The sequence below is a fragment of the Rhodobacter ferrooxidans genome, from assembly GCF_000176015.1.
Lineage (GTDB): Bacteria > Pseudomonadota > Alphaproteobacteria > Rhodobacterales > Rhodobacteraceae > Pseudorhodobacter_B > Pseudorhodobacter_B ferrooxidans.
Window position 1 is genome coordinate 1 of sequence record NZ_ACYY01000029.1, and the last position, 14,099, is coordinate 14,099.

15 protein-coding genes and 1 tRNA gene are annotated in these 14,099 nt (G+C 65.7%); 11 read left to right on the forward strand and 5 right to left on the reverse strand.

Features of this window, described 5'->3' with window-relative positions; genetic code table 11:
* Positions 1–28 precede the first annotated feature (28 nt).
* Positions 29–1,051 (forward strand): diguanylate cyclase domain-containing protein, encoded by a 1,023-nt coding sequence (locus tag RSW2DRAFT_RS15390; protein ID WP_332250919.1) that lies wholly within the window; start codon positions 29–31, stop codon positions 1,049–1,051.
* A gap of 118 nt (positions 1,052–1,169) precedes the next feature.
* On the opposite strand, the gene RSW2DRAFT_RS15395 is transcribed toward RSW2DRAFT_RS15390, so the two are convergent.
* From RSW2DRAFT_RS15395 to RSW2DRAFT_RS15405, 3 genes are all read right to left on the reverse strand, one after another.
* A tRNA-Arg gene (locus tag RSW2DRAFT_RS15395) sits at positions 1,170–1,246 on the reverse strand.
* 77 nt (positions 1,247–1,323) lie between these two features.
* Positions 1,324–2,754: a sensor histidine kinase gene (locus tag RSW2DRAFT_RS15400; protein ID WP_008032604.1), complete on the reverse strand. Its 1,431-nt coding sequence runs from the start codon at positions 2,752–2,754 to the stop codon at positions 1,324–1,326.
* A 158-nt stretch (positions 2,755–2,912) separates the two neighbouring features.
* Positions 2,913–3,629, reverse strand: coding sequence for a TVP38/TMEM64 family protein (locus RSW2DRAFT_RS15405; RefSeq protein ID WP_040672423.1), 717 nt, complete (start codon positions 3,627–3,629; stop codon positions 2,913–2,915).
* Positions 3,630–3,889: 260 nt separating this feature from the next.
* On the opposite strand from RSW2DRAFT_RS15405, the gene rpmH reads away from it, so the two are divergent.
* From rpmH to yidD, 3 genes are read left to right on the forward strand one after another with little or no spacing between them, the layout of a single operon-like run.
* Positions 3,890–4,024, forward strand: coding sequence for a 50S ribosomal protein L34 (rpmH, locus tag RSW2DRAFT_RS15410; protein WP_008032609.1), 135 nt, complete (start codon positions 3,890–3,892; stop codon positions 4,022–4,024).
* Positions 4,025–4,051: 27 nt separating this feature from the next.
* A complete protein-coding gene (gene rnpA / locus RSW2DRAFT_RS15415; RefSeq protein WP_008032611.1) occupies positions 4,052–4,486 on the forward strand; it encodes a ribonuclease P protein component in 435 nt (144 codons plus the stop codon).
* Positions 4,483–4,737: a membrane protein insertion efficiency factor YidD gene (gene yidD / locus RSW2DRAFT_RS15420; RefSeq protein WP_008032613.1), complete on the forward strand. Its 255-nt coding sequence runs from the start codon at positions 4,483–4,485 to the stop codon at positions 4,735–4,737. Before rnpA ends, yidD begins: the two co-directional genes overlap by 4 nt.
* Here the strand turns inward: yidD and RSW2DRAFT_RS15425 are convergent.
* On the reverse strand, positions 4,719–5,669 hold the full coding sequence (locus RSW2DRAFT_RS15425; RefSeq protein WP_008032615.1) for an alpha/beta hydrolase: 951 nt from the start codon (positions 5,667–5,669) through the stop codon (positions 4,719–4,721). The genes yidD and RSW2DRAFT_RS15425 overlap by 19 nt on opposite strands.
* 120 nt (positions 5,670–5,789) lie before the next feature.
* Between RSW2DRAFT_RS15425 and ttcA the strand changes: the two genes are divergently transcribed.
* The 4 genes from ttcA (at position 5,790) to yihA (ending at position 11,048) form a co-directional block, all read left to right on the forward strand.
* Complete coding sequence (gene ttcA, locus RSW2DRAFT_RS15430; protein WP_008032618.1) at positions 5,790–6,653, forward strand: tRNA 2-thiocytidine(32) synthetase TtcA; 864 nt, start codon at positions 5,790–5,792, stop codon at positions 6,651–6,653.
* Between the two features lie 78 nt (positions 6,654–6,731).
* A complete protein-coding gene (locus RSW2DRAFT_RS15435; RefSeq protein WP_008032620.1) occupies positions 6,732–8,279 on the forward strand; it encodes a putative bifunctional diguanylate cyclase/phosphodiesterase in 1,548 nt (515 codons plus the stop codon).
* Between the two features lie 181 nt (positions 8,280–8,460).
* A complete protein-coding gene (gene yidC, locus RSW2DRAFT_RS15440) occupies positions 8,461–10,401 on the forward strand; it encodes a membrane protein insertase YidC (RefSeq protein WP_008032623.1) in 1,941 nt (646 codons plus the stop codon).
* Positions 10,398–11,048: a ribosome biogenesis GTP-binding protein YihA/YsxC gene (gene yihA / locus RSW2DRAFT_RS15445; protein ID WP_008032625.1), complete on the forward strand. Its 651-nt coding sequence runs from the start codon at positions 10,398–10,400 to the stop codon at positions 11,046–11,048. Before yidC ends, yihA begins: the two co-directional genes overlap by 4 nt.
* 55 nt (positions 11,049–11,103) lie before the next feature.
* Here yihA and RSW2DRAFT_RS15450 read toward each other — a convergent pair whose 3' ends face one another.
* The gene (locus tag RSW2DRAFT_RS15450) at positions 11,104–11,835 is read right to left on the reverse strand and encodes an SDR family NAD(P)-dependent oxidoreductase (RefSeq protein ID WP_008032628.1); all 732 of its coding nucleotides are present in this window, start codon (positions 11,833–11,835) and stop codon (positions 11,104–11,106) included.
* Positions 11,836–11,962: 127 nt separating this feature from the next.
* On the opposite strand from RSW2DRAFT_RS15450, the gene argB reads away from it, so the two are divergent.
* Genes argB through RSW2DRAFT_RS15465 form a run of 3 tightly spaced genes read left to right on the forward strand, consistent with a single transcriptional unit; the run spans position 11,963 to position 14,003 of the window.
* Positions 11,963–12,859 carry an acetylglutamate kinase gene (gene argB / locus RSW2DRAFT_RS15455; RefSeq protein ID WP_008032630.1) on the forward strand — a complete coding sequence of 299 codons (897 nt, stop codon included), beginning with the start codon at positions 11,963–11,965 and terminating at the stop codon, positions 12,857–12,859.
* Positions 12,856–13,500: a hypothetical protein gene (locus RSW2DRAFT_RS15460; RefSeq protein WP_008032632.1), complete on the forward strand. Its 645-nt coding sequence runs from the start codon at positions 12,856–12,858 to the stop codon at positions 13,498–13,500. Before argB ends, RSW2DRAFT_RS15460 begins: the two co-directional genes overlap by 4 nt.
* Positions 13,497–14,003 carry a SixA phosphatase family protein gene (locus RSW2DRAFT_RS15465; RefSeq protein WP_008032635.1) on the forward strand — a complete coding sequence of 169 codons (507 nt, stop codon included), beginning with the start codon at positions 13,497–13,499 and terminating at the stop codon, positions 14,001–14,003. Before RSW2DRAFT_RS15460 ends, RSW2DRAFT_RS15465 begins: the two co-directional genes overlap by 4 nt.
* The last annotated feature ends 96 nt before the right edge of the window (positions 14,004–14,099 follow it).

Sequence of the window (14,099 nt, forward strand, 5' to 3'; positions counted from 1 at the left end):
GCGGGCGGGCTGAGCGATGGATGGGTCGGTGCGCGAAACCGAAGTCAGCATGACCACCCAGGCGCTGGACCGGCTGATGCCGATGCATCTGTGCCTGTCAGCGACCGGCCATATCTTTGCCTGCGGCCCGACCCTGCGCAAGCTGGTGCCGGATGGGCGGCTGATCGGGCGCGGCTTCTTCGACTTGTTCGAAATCAGGCGCCCCGGCGGCATCGCCTCGGTGCAAGACCTGCATCGCCGTGCGGGCAACCGGCTTTATCTGTCGCTGCGCGGCCCCGGCGGCCAGGCCTTTCGCGGCATCGCCATCCCGCTGGCCGACGGGCTGGGGATATTGCTCAACCTGTCCTTCGGCATCGAGATCATTGACGCAGTGCGCCATCACGCCCTGACCGACGCCGACTTCGCCGCCACCGATCTGGCGGTGGAACTGCTGTATCTGGTCGAGGCCAAGTCGGCGGTGATGGAGGAATTGCGCCAGTTGAACCTGCGGCTGCACGGCGCCAAGGCCGCGGCCGAGGAACAGGCCCTGACCGACATGCTGACCGGCTTGCGCAACCGCCGGGCGCTGGATCACGCGCTTGTCCAGACCATCGAGCGGGACATTCCGTTCGGGCTGATGCACATTGATCTGGATTTCTTCAAGACGGTGAACGACACGCTGGGCCATGCGGCGGGCGACCATGTGCTGCGACAGGTGGCGCGGGTGCTGGTGGATGAAACCCGCACCGGCGACACCGTGGCGCGGGTCGGCGGCGACGAATTTACCGTGCTGCTGCCGCGCCAGACCGATCCGGCCCGGCTGCTGACCATCGCCAACCGCATCATCGCCAAGCTGAAACAGCCGATGGATTTCGAGGGCAATCCCTGCCGGATTTCCGCCAGCATCGGCATGACGATTTCGACCCTTTACCCCACGCCGACCCCCGAACAGATGGTCAGTGACGCCGATCTGGCGCTTTACGCCGGCAAACACGCCGGGCGCGGCGTGGCCCGCATGCATCCGGCATCGGAAAAAACCAGTCTGACGGAAAAGCCGCTGCGTACCGGGTAATACAGGGAACTGTCAGCAACCCTTGGTCAGACAGGCGCCGCACAGCGGAAACGTGACGCATCGCCCAACAGGCAATCGCCCGCTGTTCAAGGCAAAAACGATTTGTTGCGGAAAGATGTGGTGCACCCGGAGCGATTCGAACGCCCGGCCCTCAGATTCGTAGTCTGATGCTCTATCCAGCTGAGCTACGGGTGCACGGTGAGGCGGATTTAGCGACAGGGGCCGGGCTTTGCAAGGGCGAAAAACCGCAGCCCCTGACAAAACCGCAGGGCTCAGGTTTCCTCGGCCAGCCCCTCGGCCCGCGGCAGCCGGATCATGAACTCGGTGCCCTCGGCGTCGGATCGCACCAGGTCAAGCCGCCCGCCATGGCCGCGCACCAGCTCAGCGGCGATGGCCAGCCCAAGCCCCGAGCCGCCCTTGCGGGTGCCGCCCTGAAACGCCGCGAACAGATGCTCGCGGGCTTTCGCAGGCAGGCCGGGGCCGGTGTCGCCCACCCGGATCCACCAGGCGGTGTCATCCTCGCCCGCGGCAATCTCGATGGTGCCGGGGGTGCCGGTGGCCTCGATCGCCTGCCGGGCGTTGCGCACCAGATTGGACAGCACCCGATACAACTGCTCGGCGTCGGCGCGGATCGTCAGGCCCGCGGCCACGTCGATCAGACAGGCCGGGTTTGACGCCCCGTCCAGCCCCTCGCCCGCCGCCACATCCTCGACCAAGGGACGCAAGGCCAGCCGCGCCAGCTTCGGCGGATGCTCCTCGGCCCGCCCGAACGCGAGCGTCGATTCGCACAAGCTGACCGCCCGGCTGATCGAGCCGACCAGCTTGGGCGCCGCCCGCGCCACCGCCGGATCGGCGCTGGTCTCGATCCGGTCGGCAAACAGTTGCGCCGTGGTCAGGATGTTGCGCAGATCGTGGCTGATCTTGGCCACCGCCGACCCCAGTTGCGCCAAGCGCTCTTTCTGCCGCAAAGCGCCGGTCAACTGGGTCTGCAGCGTCTGTAACGCATCCTCGGCGGCGCGCAATTCGGCCACCTTGGCGGTGGGGGCGATCACCCGGCGGCCATCCTCGGGCGCCTCGGCATAGGATTGCATGTGCCGCACCACCCGGCGGATCGGAAGCACCATCAGCCGCCGCACCGCAAGAAACAACAGCCCCGCCGTCACCGCCGAAATCAGCGCCGACAGCCCCAGAATCCGCTGTCCATAGTCCAGCATCGCCTGCCGCAGCGGTGCCGAGCGCAGGGTGATCTCGATCAGCAGCCCGGCCTGCTGCACCGGATTGCCGATCACCCGCACCACCCGGTCCTCCGGATCGGCCAGCCCGGCCAGCGCATCGCGGATCATCTGCCAGGATCCGGCGCTGCGCAGGTCATAGGTCGCCGCCACCGGCGTCGGAATCGGTGACGACAGCACCAGTTGCCGCACCTCGTCGCGCCGCAGCACCACGTTGAACACCCCGGCATTGGCCAGCAGTTCCGTCTCCAGTTCCGGCGTGATCATCCCGTCATTGGCCAGCAGCGCCAGCGAGGCGATCTGCGCCTTTTCCAGCCGCAGCGACAGGTAATCCACCCGGAACCGGGCAATTGACGGCACGAAGATCAGCACTTCGGCCAGCATGACGAAGCCCACGGTCAACAGCAGGAACCGCCCCGACAGCGTGTTCAGAAAGCCGCCCCTGCCCCGCACCGCCCGCTGCCCTTTCATCTGTTCTCAAATATCCTCGGGGGGTCCGGGGGGCAGACAGTCCCCCGGCTCTGCCGCCGATATGCCCTCGGGCAGCCCGAAAAGACCGCCTGCACCCAGAGGTAGCAAAGATTTTCAGGGAAAAACAGTGTTCTGCACGACCATTGCCAAGTGCAGGCTCAACCCGCCCGCCGCCAAAACCGCAGCAGCATCGGCAAGGCCGCCAGCGCCGCCAGCCCCAGCATCGGCAACAGCACCTGCGGCGCGAAGATCACGCCCAGATCGGGCGTCTCGCCGCGGTCGAACACCGCCCCCAGCCCCGATCCGACCGAGGTGAACACCAGCGCGCCCGGAATGATGCCCAGCGCGGTGCTGATGACAAAGCGGTGCAGTCGCACCCCCAGAAACGCCGGGATCAGATTGGCCATAAAGAACGGCACCACCGGAACCAGCCGCATCAGAAACAGCACCGACCATTCATTTTCACGCAATCCGGCCTGCAATCTGGCCACCTGACCACCAGATTCTTGCAGTTTTGCAACAAACCGGTCGCCAAACCCCATCCGCGCCGCCGCAAAGATCGCCACCGCCCCCAGCGTGGCTGCGACCACATTATAGACCACGCCGGGAAACAGCCCGAACAGAAAGCCGCCAGTCAGCGTCGCCACCGTGGCACCGGGCAGGCTGAATCCCACGATCAGCACATAGGCCAGCACGAAGCCCAGCGCCGCCCCCATGGGATGCTGGTCGCGCAGCGCCAGCAGGGCGTCGCGGTGTTCGGCCAGTTGCGCGAAACTCAACTGGTCGCGCAAAAGGAAGGCCCCCAGCCCGGCCACCAGCAGAATCAGCAGGAACGGCAGCTTGCGCCAGGGCGAGGCTGACGGGTTTGCGGGCATTTCGGTCAAAATCGGCTCCTGAAGCACAAGAGAACAGGATGGCCGATCGATTGCCGCGGCGATAGGGGCCTCACACGACCTTGATCGGCGGTGATCGCGCCACCAGACGCGGCAAAACCCCGCCCCGCGCGCGAAATCCTGCAAATATGCGCCGCGGGCGAATTGACTTGCCCCCGATCCGACCGTAAAGGACGGGCTTCGAATATGAAGCTTGGCCGAATCCGCTGGGGTTTGGGCGATATGTCTGATGGAGACCCGCGATGAAGCGCACTTTTCAACCGTCGAACCTGGTTCGCGCCCGCCGTCACGGCTTTCGCGCCCGCATGGCCACCAAAGGCGGCCGTCTGGTTCTGGCCGCCCGTCGCGCCAAGGGCCGCAAAAAGCTGTCGGCCTGACACTTTTCCCTTTCCAGGGGCAATGAGATGACACCGCCGGAGGCAGAGGGCGCAGGCAGCGATGCCGGGGCACCCGCAGCGCCTCCGGCGGTTTCCGTTTGTCTGCCGAAGCTTGCCATCATCGGCAAACGTGCCGATTTCCTGCGCGCCGCCTCGGCCCGCCGTCAGGGCACACCGGGGTTCCTGCTGCAGGCGCGCAACCGCGGCGACAGCCAGCCCGGCGTGCGCGTCGGCTTTACCTGTTCGAAAAAGATCGGCAACGCCGTCGCCCGCAACCGCGCCAAGCGGCGGCTGCGCGAGGTGGCGCGGGCGGTGCTGCCGAAACTGGCGCAGCCCGGCTGGGACTATGTGCTGGTCGGCCGCCCCAGCGCCACCATCGCGCGGGATTTCAAGGCCTTGCTGGCCGATCTTGCCACCGCCATGGGCCAGATTCACAACGCCAAGCCGCAGGCCCGGCCATGACTCCGCTGGCGCAAATCCTGGCGCTGCCCGTGCGGGCTTACCGTCTGTTCCTCAGCCCCTGGCTGGGCAATGGCTGCCGGTTCCAGCCCACCTGCAGCGCCTATGCGCTGGAGGCGCTGGAGCGGCATGGCGCTGCCAAGGGCGGCTATCTGGCGGTGCACCGCATCTGCCGCTGCCACCCCTGGGGCGGCCATGGCTACGACCCGGTGCCCGGCGCCGACCCCGAGTTCGATCAGTCAACCCGCAGGTAAAGCTTGTCATTGGCCAGGAACCGCGTCGGGATCGAGTCGCGGTCGATCTCGCCCTGCAAGGTCAGGTGCACGTCCTTAAGCCATTGGGCATCGTGGAAATACCAGGAATGGTCCGGGTTCACGATACCGGCAAACTCGGCGCGGTGTTCGTCGTAATAGATGCCGACATCGACATTTACCGCCTTGGCCGGGGCGCTGACCGGCAGCCCGATCCGCCCCACCCGCGGCGAAACCCCCACCCGCTTCATGTTGGAGATCGACAGCACGGAATCGAACGGGTTCGAATAGTTGGTCAGCCGCGCGCAATGCCGATACAGCGACGAGCTTTTCGGGCTGGTGCCCATCGAGTCGGCCGACACGTCGGCTGCGGCCAGAATCACCTGGCTGACCATCCAGCTGGTCGCCGCCACGGCGGGGCGGTCGTCGGCATCGTCAAAGGCCTCGCGCACGACATAGGCCCCCATCGAATGGGCCAGCAGATGCACCGAAATCTCGCAGCCCTGGTCGATCAGCCGCGAGAAGGGTGCCACGCCGTCATCAACCAGCCGGATCGCGGTCAGCTTGGCGTCGGTGCGGTCTTCCAGATAGTTCAGCGCCGCCTCGGCGCAGGGCCAATCGAAGCTGACCACAACACCTTGATATCCCAGCGCCTCCAGGCCTGCGCGGATCAGCCGGTGGCGTTGCAGCATCAGCGATTGCGCGGTGTTGTAGCCATGCACATAGATCAGCACGTCACCCACGGCCCGCCCGGTGCGCGGATTGCGCCGCACCTCGGCCTCGGCGATGACTGCATCGAACCAGTTGCGGCGGGTGATGGCGTGCGACGGGTCAGGTGTGGCGGCGGCTTGCGGCACTTGCAGAAACCGGGTCGGCCCCGGCTCGCTGCCAAAAGCGCCGTTGTGCAGGTTGCGGGTGCAGAAGACGAAATCCATCGGCGTCCTCCTGACGGTTCAGGCAATGCGCCTATGCTACCACGGGTTGCGCCGCGGCCAAAGCCTTTGCATCGGCCCGGCGGCTCTGGCATCCAGCCGGGATCCAGCCGAAGGTTTGCCATGCCAGATGATCCGATCCACCCGCTGTTTGCCGGCGCCCCCGACACCGACGATTTTGCCAAGCTGCGCAAACGCCTGGTGCGCGAGGTGCGGGCGGCGATCGACACATATGGCATGGCGCGGCGCGGCGACCGTTGGCTGGTGTGCCTGTCGGGCGGCAAGGACAGCTATACCCTGCTGGCGGTGCTGCACGAGTTGAAGTGGCGCGGGCTGCTGCCGGTCGATCTGCTGGCCTGCAACCTTGATCAGGGTCAGCCCGGTTTTCCGGAGACGGTGCTGCCGGAATTTCTGACCCGCATGGGGGTGGCGCACCGTATCGAGTATCAGGACACCTATTCCATCGTGATGGACAAGGTGCCCGCCGGTCAGACCACCTGCGCGCTGTGCTCGCGGCTGCGGCGCGGCAACCTGTATCGCATCGCCCGCGAGGAGGGTTGCTCAACGGTTGTGCTGGGGCATCACCGCGATGACATCCTGGAAACCTTCTTCATGAATCTGTTCCACGGCGGGCGACTGGCCACCATGCCGCCGCGGCTGCTGAACGAGGAGGGCGATCTTTTTGTCTGTCGCCCGCTGGCCATGGTGGCCGAGGCCGATTGCGACGCCTTTGCCCGGGCGATGGCCTACCCGATCATCCCCTGCGATCTGTGCGGCAGTCAGGAGCAGTTGCAACGCAAGCAAATCAAGGCCTTGCTGGATGGATGGGAGGCGCGCAGCCCCGGGCGGCGGCAGGTGATGGCGCGGGCGCTGGCCAATGTGCGGCCCTCGCACCTGCTGGACCCGGGGATTTTCGACTTTGCCGGCCTTGCGAACGAAAGCGGAACATTTAATGAAAATGCGCTGCAACTTGGCGGGGAAAATTAACGAAGAGATCAGGGTCGGTCCTTAGGGTCTGGCGTTGGAAGGGCAGCTGTCGGCCCTTTGCAGCGCGAGGTCAGGGCGATGAGCGATCGGAACGGGGCGGGAGTATCGGGGCGGCTGATCTGGCTGATGGCACAGTTCCGGCGGCCCGAACTGATGGTGTTCCTGCCCGCCTTGACGCTGGCGACCTTCTGGCTGGGCGGCGAAAAGGCGCTTATACTGGTGGCACTGGGGCTGCCGCTGGCCTTTGCCGTGGCGGGTGCCTTCCGGTTTCACGACCTGGTGCCAACGGCGCTGCCCGAGGGGCTTTCCGGGCTGGCGATGCGGCCACAGATCGTGTCGGTGCTGGATGGGGTGATGCGCGACAGCGCCTTCACCGGCAAGACCACCGCCTGCGTGGTGATCCAGTTCGACGATGCCGATGTGCTGCTGGACCGGCATGGCCGCGCGGCGCAGACCGAAGTGCTGGCCCGCAGCGCCGAACGCATCTGTTCGGCCCTGCGCGCGGGCGACACCATCGCCCGGCTGGAGGGCGGCGGCTTTGCCGTGGCGCTCAGCCCGCAGCGGCGGATTGATCTGGAAACCCTGGTGCAACTGTCGGCGCGGCTGCAAGCGGCGATCTCGCCGCCGATCAGCATCGACGCGGTGCGGCTTTACGTGACCTGCTCGGTCGGGTTCTGCCTCGGCGTTCGGTCGCCCGAACCCAGTGGCGCCGCCCTGCTGGATGCCGCCCAGGTGGCCGCCGACGAGGCGCTGCGCAACGGCCCCGGTGCCATCCGCGGCTTTGCCCCCGACATGGCGCGCAACCGTGCGGACCGCGACGCCCTGCGCGGCCTGCTGGAAACCGCGCTGGATGAAGGCCAGATCCGGCCGTATTTCCAGCCGCAGGTGTCCACCGATACCGGGGCGATTTCCGGGTTCGAGGCGCTGGCGCGCTGGCACCACCCCGACCGCGGACTCGTCTCGCCGGCGGAATTCCTGCCCGCACTGGAAGAGGCCGGGCTGATCGAACGGCTGGGAGAGGTGATGCTGTATCACGCGCTGGCAGCCCTGGTGCGCTGGGACAAAAGCGGGCTGCAGGTGCCCACTGTCGGCGTGAACTTCTCGGCCGCCGAGTTGCGCAACCCGCGGATGGTGGAAAAGCTGAAATGGGAACTGGACCGCTTCGGCCTGACACCCGAACGGTTGTCGGTCGAGATTCTGGAAACCGTGGTGGCCGAAACCGACAATGACGTGATCGTGCACAATATCGCGGCGCTGGCCAAGCTGGGCTGCGGCATTGATCTGGATGATTTCGGCACCGGACACGCTTCGATCACCAATATCCGCCGCTTCACCGTGCGGCGGCTGAAGATCGACCGCAGCTTCGTGACCAAGGTGGACGAGGACCGCGAGCAGCAGAAAATGGTCTCGGCCATCCTGTCGCTGGCCGAGCAACTGGGGCTGGAGACCCTGGCCGAAGGCGTGGAAACCCCGGGAGAACATGCCATGTTGGCGCAACTGGGCTGCGGCCATGTGCAAGGCTTCGGCATCGCCCGACCGATGGCCTTCGAAGCCACCGCCGACTGGATCGCCCAGCATCGCACCAAGGTGGCCACCACCCCGCGCATCGGCCATCGCGCCCGTTAAGCCCAAGGATCGGCGCTGCGGCAGCCAACCTCTGCGCTGCCCGCCCGCCGCAAGCCGAATAACCGCCCAAGACCGGGGCAAAGCGCCTCGGATGCCAGCAAAACCGGGAAAACCGCTTGACCTTTGGTGCCCCCTTCTGTTGAACCACGCCAAACCCTGAACAGGAACGGTGGTGGTCCAGATGGACGGTCAGAACAAGAACCTCATCCTTGCAACGGCGCTCAGCTTCCTGGTGATCCTGGTCTGGTTCGTGTTGTTTCCGCCGCCCGAGCCGGTGGTCGATCCCAACGCCCCCGCCATTTCGGCCACCGAAGCCCTGACGCCTCCGGTGGCAGACCAGACCACGGCCGCCACCACCGAACCTGCCGCTGCCGTGCCGGAAACCCCGCGCCTGACCATCGACACGCCGCTCCTGCAAGGCTCGATCTCGATGCTGGGCGGGCGGATCGACGATCTGTCGCTGAAGGGCTACAAGGAATCGCTCGATCCTGCCTCTGACATTGTGCGGCTGCTGTCGCCAGTGGGCAAGGACAGCGCCTATTACGCACTTTACGGCTGGGCTCCGGGCGGCGATCTGGCCAATGAAGACGTGCCGGGTGCCAATACCGAATGGAAACTGGCCGCGGGCACTTCGCTGGCGCCCGGCCAGCCGGTCACCCTGGCCTGGGACAATGGCAAGGGCCTGAACTTCACCCGCACCATCGCGATTGACGACCATTACATGTTCACCGTGACCCAAGGCGTGGAAAACACCACCGGCGCCGAAGTCCGGCTGGCCCCCTATGGCATCGTCGCCCGCCACGGCAAACCGGCCGGCCTGCAGAATTTCTATGTGCTGCACGAAGGCGTGGTCGGCCGCACCGATGGCAAGCTGGAAGAGGTCAAATACAAGGATCTGGTCGATCTGCCGGTGGTCGAACGCGAAGGCGCGCAGGCCGAAGTGGTCGAGGCCACCACCGACGGCTGGATCGGCTTCACCGACAAATACTGGATGACGACGCTGATCCCGGCACAGGGCAAACCCTTCACCTCGGTCACCAAATACGTCGCCTCCGCCGACATCTATCAGGTGGAAACCCGGGAGCCGGTGCTGGTCGTGGCCCCCGGCGCCAAAGCCGAAACCACCTCGCGGCTGTTCGCCGGTGCCAAGGAATGGGCCACCATCCGCGGCTACCAGAATGACGCGGGCGTGCCGGGCTTCATCGATTCGATCGACTGGGGCTGGTTCTTTTTCCTGACCAAACCGATGTTCTGGGTGCTGCACAACCTCAACGCCCTGATCGGCAACATGGGTCTGGCGATCATCGGCCTGACGCTGGTGCTGAAGGTCATCGTCTTCCCGCTGGCCTACAAATCCTACGTCTCGATGGCCCGGATGAAGGAATTGCAGCCGGAAATCGAGGCGATGAAAGAGCGGGTCGGCGACGACAAGCAAAAGGTCCAGGTAGAGATGATGAAGCTCTACAAGGAAAAGAAGGTGAACCCGGCGGCGGGCTGTCTGCCGGTGCTGATCCAGATTCCGATCTTCTTCTCGCTTTACAAGGTGATCTTCGTCACGCTGGAGCTGCGCCACGCGCCGTTCTTCGGCTGGCTGACCGACCTTTCGGCGCGTGACAGCTCGTCGCTGTTCAACTTCTTCGGGCTGGCCCCCTGGGCCGCACCGGAACACGGCACCCTGCTGGCCACCATCTTCATCGGACTGCTACCGATCCTGCTGGGCATCTCGATGTGGTTGCAGCAGAAACTGAACCCGGCGCCCGCTGATCCGACGCAGCAGATGATCTTCGCCTGGATGCCCTGGGTGTTCATGTTCATGCTGGGCAGCTTTGCCAGCGGTCTGGTGCTGTACTGGATCACCAACAACGTGATCACCTTCACCCAGCAATACATCATCATGCGCAGCCACGGCCACCATCCCGACATCTTCGGCAACATCAAATCGGGGTTCAAGAAAAAGCCCGCCGCGGTAAAGCCGGTGTCGGTGCGGGTGACGCCGCCGAAACCCGCCGTGGCCAAGGCAGCAGCCCCGAAACCGGCGCCCAAGCCCGCGCCGAAGCCGGTGGCCACCAAGCCCGCCAATTCGCGCAAGGCCCCGACGAAGAAACCGCCGGCCAAGACATGAGCTTGCCCTTCCCGCTGGCCGATGAGCCCGAATTTGCCGCCCGCGAGGCCGGGCGGCTCTTGTTCGCGGGGCCGGTGGATTTCGTCAAGGGCGTGGTGGCGATGCCCGGCCTGCCGCCCGCCGACCGGCTGGAGGTCTGCTTTGCCGGCCGCTCCAATGTCGGGAAATCCAGCCTGATCAACGCCTTGACCGGGCGCAAGAGTCTTGCGCGCGCCTCGAACACGCCGGGCCGCACCCAGGAAATCAACTATTTCGCGCTGGGAACCGAGCGCTATCTGGTCGATCTGCCCGGCTATGGCTATGCCGAGGCGCCGGTGGCGGTGGTGGAAAAGTGGCAACGGCTGCTGAAAAACTATCTGCAAGGCCGCCAGACCCTGCGCCGCGCCTTCGTGCTGATCGACACGCGGCACGGGGTCAAGGCGGTGGACGAAGAGATTCTGACCCTGCTCGACCGCTCTGCCGTGACCTTCCAGGCGGTGCTGACCAAGGCCGACAAGGTGTCGAAAGCCGAGCGTGATGCGATCATCGACCAGGTGCGCGGTGCGCTGGCCAAGCATCCCGCCGCCTATCCCGAACTGGTGGTGACCAGCGCCGAAAAAGGCGACGGAATCGAGACGCTGCGGGCGATCATCGCCACGCTGCAGTAAGACCAAAATCCTTCCAAGGATTTTGCAAAAGTTTTCCTAAAACTTTTGGCTCCCGTCAGACATGCTGCGCGCCATTCACTTCAATCTCGGCGCCGGAAATGTAGCTCGACTGATCCGAACACAGGAACCAGATCGCGTCCGCCACCTCGCGGGGCTGGCCCAACCGGCGCAGCGGCAACTGGTCAACGATCTTGTCAGTGCCCGGCGACAGGATCGCGGTTTCCACCTCGCCCGGCGCAATCGCGTTGACCCGCACCCCCAAGGGCCCGAAATCATGCGCCATTTCGCGCGTCAGCGCCGCCAGCGCCGCCTTGGATGTCGCATAGGCCGCCCCGGCAAACGGATGCACCCGCGATCCGGCAATCGAGGTGACGTTCACGATCGAGCCTTTGGCCGCCGCCAGTTCGTTCATCAGCCCGCGCGCCAGCACCACGCAGGAAAAGAAGTTTACATGAAACACATGGCCCCAGGTCCGCAGGTCGGTATCCAGCGTCGAAAGCCGCGCCCCACCCGGGCCTTTCGGTGAAATCCCGGCATTGTTGACCAGCGCGTGCAGCTTGCCGTTGATCTTGCCCTTGATGGTCTCGATCGCGGCAATCGTCATCTTGGGGTCGGCAAGGTCGATCTGGATGTGGCTGGCCTCGCCATTCGGCCAGGGGCATCGCGGGTCGAACGGATAGCGCGAGCAGGTCAGCACCCGCCAGCCCTCGATCTCGAAGCGTTTGACGGTGGCATGGCCGATGCCGCGGCTGGCCCCGGTCAGCACCAGTGTTTTCTGTTCCGTCATGCTGCACTCCTTGCGTTACCGGCAAAGACTTACCCTTATTGTCGGGAACGACAAGGCCAGCCGCGCGGTCTTGGCAGCGCGCCGCAAAGCGGCTACCAAAGCGGCCAACCCAAACCGGGGGCACCCCATGAAAAAGCAGCTTGCCGACATGAACGCATCCATCACCACCGCCCGCACGCTTTCGGAAGCCCTGCCCTATCTGCAACGCTATGCCGGTGCCGTGGTGGTGGTGAAATTCGGCGGCAACGCCATGGGCGACGAGGCGGCGATGGCCGAATTTGCCCGCGATATCGTGCTGATGCGGCAGGTGGGGGTGAACCCGGTGGTGGTGCATGGCGGCGGGCCGATGATCAACGACCTGCTGAAGCGGCTGGGCATCGAATCGCGCTTCGTGCGCGGCAAGCGGGTCACCGACAAGGCCACGGTCGAGGTGGTCGAGATGGTGCTGACCGGCCTTGTCAACAAGCGCATCGTGCAGGCGATCATGGACGAGGGCGGCCGCGCGGTGGGCCTTTCCGGCAAGGACGACGACATGATGGTCTGCGTCGCCGACGACCCGGAGCTGGGCTTTGTCGGCCGCCCGGTCGAGATGAACGTGCAGGTGCTGCGCGATCTGTTCGGCGCGGGCATAATCCCGGTGGTGGCGCCGGTCGCTACCGGCATGGGCCCGAACGAGACCTTCAACGTCAATGGCGACACCGCTGCCGGGGCGATCGCCGGGGCGCTGAAGGCCGACCGGCTGCTGCTTTTGACCGATGTTTCCGGCGTGAAGAACGCGGCGGGCGAGGTGATGACGCAACTGACGCCGCAAGAGGTGCGCGACCTGACCGACAGCGGCGTGATTGCCGGGGGGATGATTCCCAAGACCGAAACCGCGCTGCTGGCGCTGGAACAGGGCGTGCGCGCCGTGGTCATCCTCGATGGCCGCATCGCCAACGCTTGTCTCTTGGAGCTGTTCACCGACCACGGTGCAGGCTCGCTGATCCGCTCGACCGAGCCGCGGGTAAAGCCGCGCGAGACATGACGTTGGCCCAAATAGAGGCCCTAGCCGACGGCCATTGCCTTGCGGTTCTGGGCGGGTTTGCCACCAACGCCGAAGATGCGCTTCCCGAAGGCACCCGGACCCTGATGCTTCTTGGCCCGCGCGAGCCGGGGTTCTGGCCACATCTCACCAGCCAACCCGAATGGGACGGCACCCCCGACCCGGTGGACCGCTGGTCGCGCCGCGCCATCACCGACATCGCCGCAACCCTCGGCGCCACGCCGCTGTTCCCCTTCGGCGGCCCGCCCTGGCAGCCGTTCTACCAATGGGCGCTGCGCACCGGCCGCGCCTGGGAAAGCCCGATCCGGCTGCTGGTTCATGCCGAGGCCGGGCTGATGGTGTCGTTCCGCGGCGCACTGGCCCTGCCCGAGGCCATCGACCTGCCCACCGCCACCCGCCCCTGCGACACCTGCGCGGGCCAACCCTGCCGCACCGCCTGCCCGGTATCGGCCCTTGGCGCGCAAGGCTACGATCTGGCCGCCTGCCACGGCCACCTTGACGCACCTGCCGGAAAAGACTGCCTGACAAGCGGTTGTGTGGCCCGGCGCGCTTGCCCCCTCTCCCTTGCCTATGCAAGGATGCCACAGCAATCCGCATACCATATGGGGCAGTTCCACCGATGACCAAGCGCCTGATCCTGACGCGCCACGCCAAGTCCAACTGGGACGACCCGCTGACCCCCGACCATGACCGGCCGCTGAACGAACGCGGCAAGGCGGCGGCGGCCGATCTGGGCGACTGGCTGGCCTCGCGCGGCTATGTGCCGGAAAAGGTGCTGTGCTCGGACGCGCTGCGCACCCGCGCCACCTGGTCGGGCATCGCCCCCGCCCTGCCCGGCACGGTGACCGTGCAGTTGAAACCCGCGCTCTACCACGCCAGCGCCGATGTGATGCTGGCGGTGCTGCGCCATGCCACGGTCGATACGGTGATGATGATCGGCCACAACCCCGGCATCGCCGAGTTCGCCCATCGGCTTGTCGCCCATGCCCCGATCAACCCCGAGTTCCAGCGTTACCCCACCGGTGCCACGCTGGTCGTCGATTTCGCCATTGACGCTTGGGAGGACGCCAACTGGGGCCTCGCCGCCGCGCTCGACTTCATCGTGCCGCGCGAACTGGCCGTCTGAACCGCATCTTCTCTGGAAAAATATCCTCGGGGGTGATGAACGCCCGGAAAACCTTCCAGTGGAAGGTTTTCAGTGAAGAACGCCCGGCCAGCAATG

Coding starts and splice junctions, on each gene's coding strand:
- RSW2DRAFT_RS15400 (WP_008032604.1), bottom strand. CDS start 2,754: ATGAAAGGGCAGCGGGCGGTGCGGGGCAGGGGCGGCTTTCTGAACACG.
- RSW2DRAFT_RS15405 (WP_040672423.1), bottom strand. CDS start 3,629: ATGCCCGCAAACCCGTCAGCCTCGCCCTGGCGCAAGCTGCCGTTCCTG.
- rpmH (WP_008032609.1), top strand. CDS start 3,890: ATGAAGCGCACTTTTCAACCGTCGAACCTGGTTCGCGCCCGCCGTCAC.
- rnpA (WP_008032611.1), top strand. CDS start 4,052: ATGACACCGCCGGAGGCAGAGGGCGCAGGCAGCGATGCCGGGGCACCC.
- yidD (WP_008032613.1), top strand. CDS start 4,483: ATGACTCCGCTGGCGCAAATCCTGGCGCTGCCCGTGCGGGCTTACCGT.
- RSW2DRAFT_RS15425 (WP_008032615.1), bottom strand. CDS start 5,669: ATGGATTTCGTCTTCTGCACCCGCAACCTGCACAACGGCGCTTTTGGC.
- ttcA (WP_008032618.1), top strand. CDS start 5,790: ATGCCAGATGATCCGATCCACCCGCTGTTTGCCGGCGCCCCCGACACC.
- RSW2DRAFT_RS15435 (WP_008032620.1), top strand. CDS start 6,732: ATGAGCGATCGGAACGGGGCGGGAGTATCGGGGCGGCTGATCTGGCTG.
- yidC (WP_008032623.1), top strand. CDS start 8,461: ATGGACGGTCAGAACAAGAACCTCATCCTTGCAACGGCGCTCAGCTTC.
- yihA (WP_008032625.1), top strand. CDS start 10,398: ATGAGCTTGCCCTTCCCGCTGGCCGATGAGCCCGAATTTGCCGCCCGC.
- RSW2DRAFT_RS15450 (WP_008032628.1), bottom strand. CDS start 11,835: ATGACGGAACAGAAAACACTGGTGCTGACCGGGGCCAGCCGCGGCATC.
- argB (WP_008032630.1), top strand. CDS start 11,963: ATGAAAAAGCAGCTTGCCGACATGAACGCATCCATCACCACCGCCCGC.
- RSW2DRAFT_RS15460 (WP_008032632.1), top strand. CDS start 12,856: ATGACGTTGGCCCAAATAGAGGCCCTAGCCGACGGCCATTGCCTTGCG.
- RSW2DRAFT_RS15465 (WP_008032635.1), top strand. CDS start 13,497: ATGACCAAGCGCCTGATCCTGACGCGCCACGCCAAGTCCAACTGGGAC.